The 5,373-nt window shown below is 43.2% G+C and carries 3 protein-coding genes; all 3 read right to left on the bottom strand.

Annotated features, from left to right (window positions below):
• Nucleotides 1-42: 42 nt before the first annotated feature.
• From Q0502_RS00970 to Q0502_RS00960, 3 genes are read right to left on the bottom strand one after another with little or no spacing between them, the layout of a single operon-like run.
• Nucleotides 43-1,776, bottom strand: coding sequence for a hypothetical protein (locus tag Q0502_RS00970; protein WP_298646087.1), 1,734 nt, complete (start codon nucleotides 1,774-1,776; stop codon nucleotides 43-45).
• A 31-nt stretch (nucleotides 1,777-1,807) separates the two neighbouring features.
• Nucleotides 1,808-4,093, bottom strand: coding sequence for a GH92 family glycosyl hydrolase (locus Q0502_RS00965; RefSeq protein WP_298646083.1), 2,286 nt, complete (start codon nucleotides 4,091-4,093; stop codon nucleotides 1,808-1,810).
• A 6-nt stretch (nucleotides 4,094-4,099) separates the two neighbouring features.
• On the bottom strand, nucleotides 4,100-5,140 hold the full coding sequence (locus Q0502_RS00960) for a glycoside hydrolase family 88 protein (protein ID WP_366521720.1): 1,041 nt from the start codon (nucleotides 5,138-5,140) through the stop codon (nucleotides 4,100-4,102).
• Nucleotides 5,141-5,373 lie beyond the last annotated feature (233 nt).

Below are 5,373 nucleotides of genomic sequence, written 5' to 3'. Positions count from 1 at the left end.
GTAGTTAAGAGACTCTGTTAATAATGTTAATTTGAATCTCTGTTATTCTATCATTGCGCGATACTTGTTAACGGTTGCTCCCATACCATCTACAAATCCGATTTTAGTACGATCACCACCCACATTGAATTTAACGTATTGATCATAATAGAGTGTGGCGCAATCCCCGTTATTTTCTTTCAGTTGGCGATACTCATTCCATGAGTGATCGTATTTTTCGAGTGCGAGTTTAATTGCTGTTTTATCATATACACCTGTTTGGTCACCCTGATATCCTTTAAGCATGACAATCCAGCCTTGTTCCATAATTCTGTGAAGCCAGAGTCCATATAGAGAAGAGGTTTTGATATACTGTTCGATGGCTTTGTCGTTACATTGTATCTTTTCGGATAATTCTACTATATCCTCCCAGAGTGCTACGGAAAGTTTCATTTCGTACAATGACTCGTCGACTATGTTTTTCTTTAAGATTTCATCGAAGATTCTCTTTAGCTGGTTGATTCCTCCTAAATAATGGTCGCGTGTCCAGGTCACATTGACGGAGTGCAGGAGTGAACCTCTTCCCCGGATAATAGCATCGGGGGTCAGCATACACAGACGGCGGAAGAATGGGAGAGTCTCTTGGGATATGCCAATTTTCAGTGCATATTCATTGAAAATATCTTCTTCTGTACGGTTAGGATTCAGGGCCCATTGGCTCATCACGTAGGTATTGAGATCACACCAAAGTTCATTGGAGATGTAAGGACCGTACCAGCCTCCACCTCTCGACCAGGTCCATACGCCATAGAACAATGGATTATCTTTCACATCGTTCAGGCAACGGGGAGAAGCATCCTGCTTTGTCTCTTCAAAGCCATTGATTACGGCATTTGCCACATAGTTCGGATAAGCTCCTTTTCCTTCATACTCACGCTGGCATTGTACCTCCACTACTTGTTTGTGCTTGCCCAGTGTGATCGTTTTGTTGAAATGGAAAGTCCGGAAATAGTCTCCATTGGTGTGCTTGATAGCCATATAGAGATTGGGATGTGGTTCTACTTGCTCGGTAACGGCTAAGTAATAATCCGGGCGGACATGGAAGAAACCAAAATCCCACGTACGGTATATAATCTTCTTATTTCTTTTTACACATACCTCTTCTCTGAGCAGATTCATTAGCCGGGCATGTATCTCAATACTTTTATCATATCTGTTTTTATAGTCTACCGGGCCGTTTCCTATGTGATACGGAATGTTGTGGGTATAAGTCTCTCCGGTACGGATCACCAATCCGTCCATCTCCGGGAAACGCTCGAATAATTCTTTCAGCATGATCCGGTGAATCTCCCAGGTTTTGGGTTTCTCGAAAGATATTTTTCCATCCTCGTCACAAATCTCGTCTTTATAGAGCTCAACTAACTTTTGGGGTAATACAATGATATCAGTGAAATAGAACGCTTGTAAACCGTTCTCGTGACACGCTTTGATCTGTGTTCTGATTTCTTTTGTCAGTGTTTCGATCCATGCTTTTTCTTCTGATCCTTTCGGGAAAATACGCTTGTCGAATTTTGAGAAACTGACGGCACATTGCGGGAATTTAAACTCATTGATAACCATGCCATTCATACCAAAAGAGGCTAACTTCTCCGGCTTGCGGAAAACGCTCTGTGTCATGGCATCCCCGGGGTTGTGATGTACCATGTCCATTACCAGATATCCCTCTTTTTGAATTTGTTGTGCCAGGATAGGCAGAAACATACAGAGCCCTATCCCTCCTAATATCCACTTCTTCATAATTTTGATTTGTATTTATATTAATTGTGTCTTATTCTGTTGTAACGTAAGGCATTGCATCGGCACCGGATGCCCATTGCTTGTTGGGAGTATTTCCCATGACGAAAGATAGAGTACCCCCTTTCAGTATGTCTTCATGCAGGATATAGCATTTGTTGTAAGGCTGTCCGTTCAAGGTTGCCGACTGGATATAGATGTTTTCCTCTGTATATCCTTTGGCCTCTACCTTGAATTTTTTTCCATTCTCCAGCGTGATGATACTCTCTTCAAAGCCCGGACTGCCAATGACGTAATAAGGCATACCGGGACATACCGGATAAAATCCAACCATACTGAACACTAACCATGCGGACATTTGTCCGGCATCGTCGTTACCGCTCAGCCCATCGGGCTTAGGATAATATTCTCTATTCAATATGTTGTGTACCCATTTCTGAGTTTTCCAGGCTTCACCAGCTAAAGCAAAAAGGTAGGGAATATGATGTCCCGGTTCATTGCCGTGCCAGTAGTAATCTTTTTCAAAGAAAGTGTCGAGACGTGTCCGGAAACGTTCTTTGCCGATATGTTTCATCAGTCCGTTTACATCATGGGGAACATACCATGTGTAATGGTAAGGTGTTCCTTCGCATATATAATCTACAAATTTATCGAACTCAAAAGGTTCGATCCATTCTCCGTTTGCATAACGTCCGCGTGCATAGCCGGTTTCCGGATCGATCACGTTTTTATAGTTCATGGCCCTTTTTACCAATGTTCTGTAGTCATCTGTTTTTCCTAATTTCCTGGCTACTTGTGCCAGAACGAAGTCATCATAGGCATATTCCAGTGTTCTGGATACTTGTTCTCTCTTATGGAATGCATCCCATACATTGTCTTCCAATGGGATATAGTTGTATTGAAGATAGGATTCCAGCCCCCGGCGTCCTTTACCTTCTACATAACTTTTCCGGTCTGTATTGACTTCAAATGCATTTTTGCGCATAAGCCGGTAGGCTTCCTCATAGTCGAATCCCGGAACCTCTTTCAGGATGGCATCCCCCATCATGGCTATTCCGTGATCGCCGATCATTGCTGCCGTATAATTATTCCATAGCGGAAAGATAGGCAGCCACCCGCCTTGTTGCCCTTTTACAATGAAAGATTTAGAAAAATCTCCTGTGAGGGACGGGTTAAGAATGGAGTAGAGGGGTAATACGGCTCTGTAGATATCCCACATGGAGAAATCGCAATAATAGGTGAAATCTTTGGCTTGATGGATGGTGTAATTTTCGGAGAAACCGGGATAATAACCTTCCACATCGCTGAAAGTGCGGGGCAGCATACGGGCATTGTAAAGAGCGGTATAAAATTGAGTCTTTTTCTTCTCATCGCTACTCTTTACAGCTATCTGGCTCAGTGCTTTCTCCCAATTAGCTGCCGACTGTTTCTTTACTTTCTCGAAGTTCCATCCGGGAATCTCTGCTTCCAGATTTTTACGGGCATTTTCAATACTGGTGAAAGAGGTACCTACTTTTACCTGTATGCTGTTCCCTTTTTCAGGAGCGAGTTTAATCCAGGCCCCTACCCTGTTTTTGTTCCCTTTTATTTCTGTTTCTCCCGTTGTAATTTCATTGTCTTTCCATGTTCCGAAGGAGTCGAAGTCTTCTTCAAACCGGATGACGAAATATCCGCTGAATCCGGCACTCTTTCCACTTCCCTGATAGATTCTGTAGGCGGGATTATAGCCTGTTACTTCCCTGCTCTTTGTATCAATTTTTAAATACCCCTGTTGCTTGTCACTATTGGGTTCTATAATGATATAACGATCTTTATCCGATTGAAAACTAAAACGCATGATTCCTGCGTGAGACAAACCTGTAAGTTCGGCATGAATCAGGTAATCTTTCAGCATTACCTGATAATAGTAAGGCTTTGCCGTTTCTTCATCATGGCTAAATTGGGAAGCGCGCTCTCTGGCATTTGTTTTTAATTCACCGGTGACAGGCATTATTGTTACGCTGCCATAATCTTGTGTGCATGAGCCACTGATCCAATGGCTGGCACGGAATCCTTGTATTTCGTCGTGGTAATAATAATAAGGGGGATTGCATTTATGCTCTCCTTCCAGTGTTTGTGGTACCCAGTTGGTCATTCCGTTGGGTACACCGACTGCCGGCATGGTTTGTCCTTTCTCCTCTGAGGGTGCTTTGTCACCTCGTGCATGTCTTTGTATGTCTGTACCAATGACGGGGTTAACGTAGTCTGCATATTTCTCATTCCGCGTCATAGAACAGCCGGATAGCAGTAGTGTACATAATAAACTTAAATATAATTTCATACCTATTTATTTGTTTTCCATTAATGCGAAAGCGCACCACAGTACGGGTGCCTGTCCATGATAATCTCCTGTTTTTTTGGGGCGGTCATAATAGTATTGCCGGTTATTTCTCTTATTGGTGCCCGAACATACCTCTGTTACGTCTCCGGCTTCATTGATATAAGATACCAGGGATAGCCATGCTTTACGGACTGCAGGAGCATATTCCCGGGCTTTCAGCCAGCCTTGCTTTACGCCTGTGATCATGGCGTAGGTAAACATCGCCGTTCCGGAAGTCTCGTTCCAGCAATCGGGAGCGTCTATCAACTGGTTCCACATACCATTTTCTGCCTGATATTGTTTTAAACTTTTCATCATATCGAGATACCCCTGTAGGATACGCGGACGATCCGGGTTGTCTTTGGGTAATACTTTCAAAAGTTCTGCCATACCTACTGCCATCCATCCATTGCCTCTTCCCCAAAGGAAAGGAACATCCGGGGCATGATAAAACAGCCCGTTAGGACGTTGTAGTTCGTCCAGGTAGACGGCCATTGAACGTGCAGTCCGGTCGATGTATTTCCGGTTGCCCGTTGCTCTGTAGGCTTGCGATTGCAAGATGGTTATCATATACATATCATCTATCCACAAGCGGGTTTGCCAGCTAAGTCCTTTGTCGGCCCACCTTTTTTCTTCGGCTGAGGCTTCTACAGGTAGTTCCCATTGTGTGTCGGCATAAGAAATTCCCAAATCCAGGTATTGCATCTTTTTTGTTATCAGATAGAATTCCAGAGGAAGACATCCGAACATGTTCAAATCGACATGATTTTTGATGGGCAGGAGATCTCTTTCTGCTGTACACAGATAGTCAAAACGCTCTTGTAACTGCCTGGATAACTCTTTGTTCTTGCTTTCGCTGGCAAAACGCACTGCTCCGTACCAGGTACATACTTCGGCATAATGTATCCATTTGCCACCATGTAGCATGTGTTTACCGGATAAGAAGCGGTTGGCAACCTTGATTCCTACCTCTTCCGGAGTGTAACCTTCGGGAAATTTCTTCAGCATCCTATTTTGCGCCACAGAGGTTGACGCAAATATAGTAAAGATAATGATATACAGGGTTTTTGTCGACATTTACTTTGATATATAAGAAATGAATGAGTTCAATAAAACGCAAATTAACACAAATTCCTGCAGATTAGAAAGACGGCTCTTCCGTTTATTTACTGTGCGGGGATTCGAGTTAATCTGCGTTTCAGTCAATCTTCGGTTTTGTATACTTCTTTATAATTATTCTT

The sequence above is a fragment of the uncultured Proteiniphilum sp. genome, from assembly GCF_937873925.1.
GTDB lineage: Bacteria > Bacteroidota > Bacteroidia > Bacteroidales > Dysgonomonadaceae > Proteiniphilum.
Note: the sequence above shows the minus strand (reverse complement) of the source record. Positions and strands in the feature narration are given on the sequence as shown.

Coding starts and splice junctions, on each gene's coding strand:
- Q0502_RS00970 (WP_298646087.1), bottom strand. CDS start 1,776: ATGAAGAAGTGGATATTAGGAGGGATAGGGCTCTGTATGTTTCTGCCT.
- Q0502_RS00965 (WP_298646083.1), bottom strand. CDS start 4,093: ATGAAATTATATTTAAGTTTATTATGTACACTACTGCTATCCGGCTGT.
- Q0502_RS00960 (WP_366521720.1), bottom strand. CDS start 5,140: ATGCTGAAGAAATTTCCCGAAGGTTACACTCCGGAAGAGGTAGGAATC.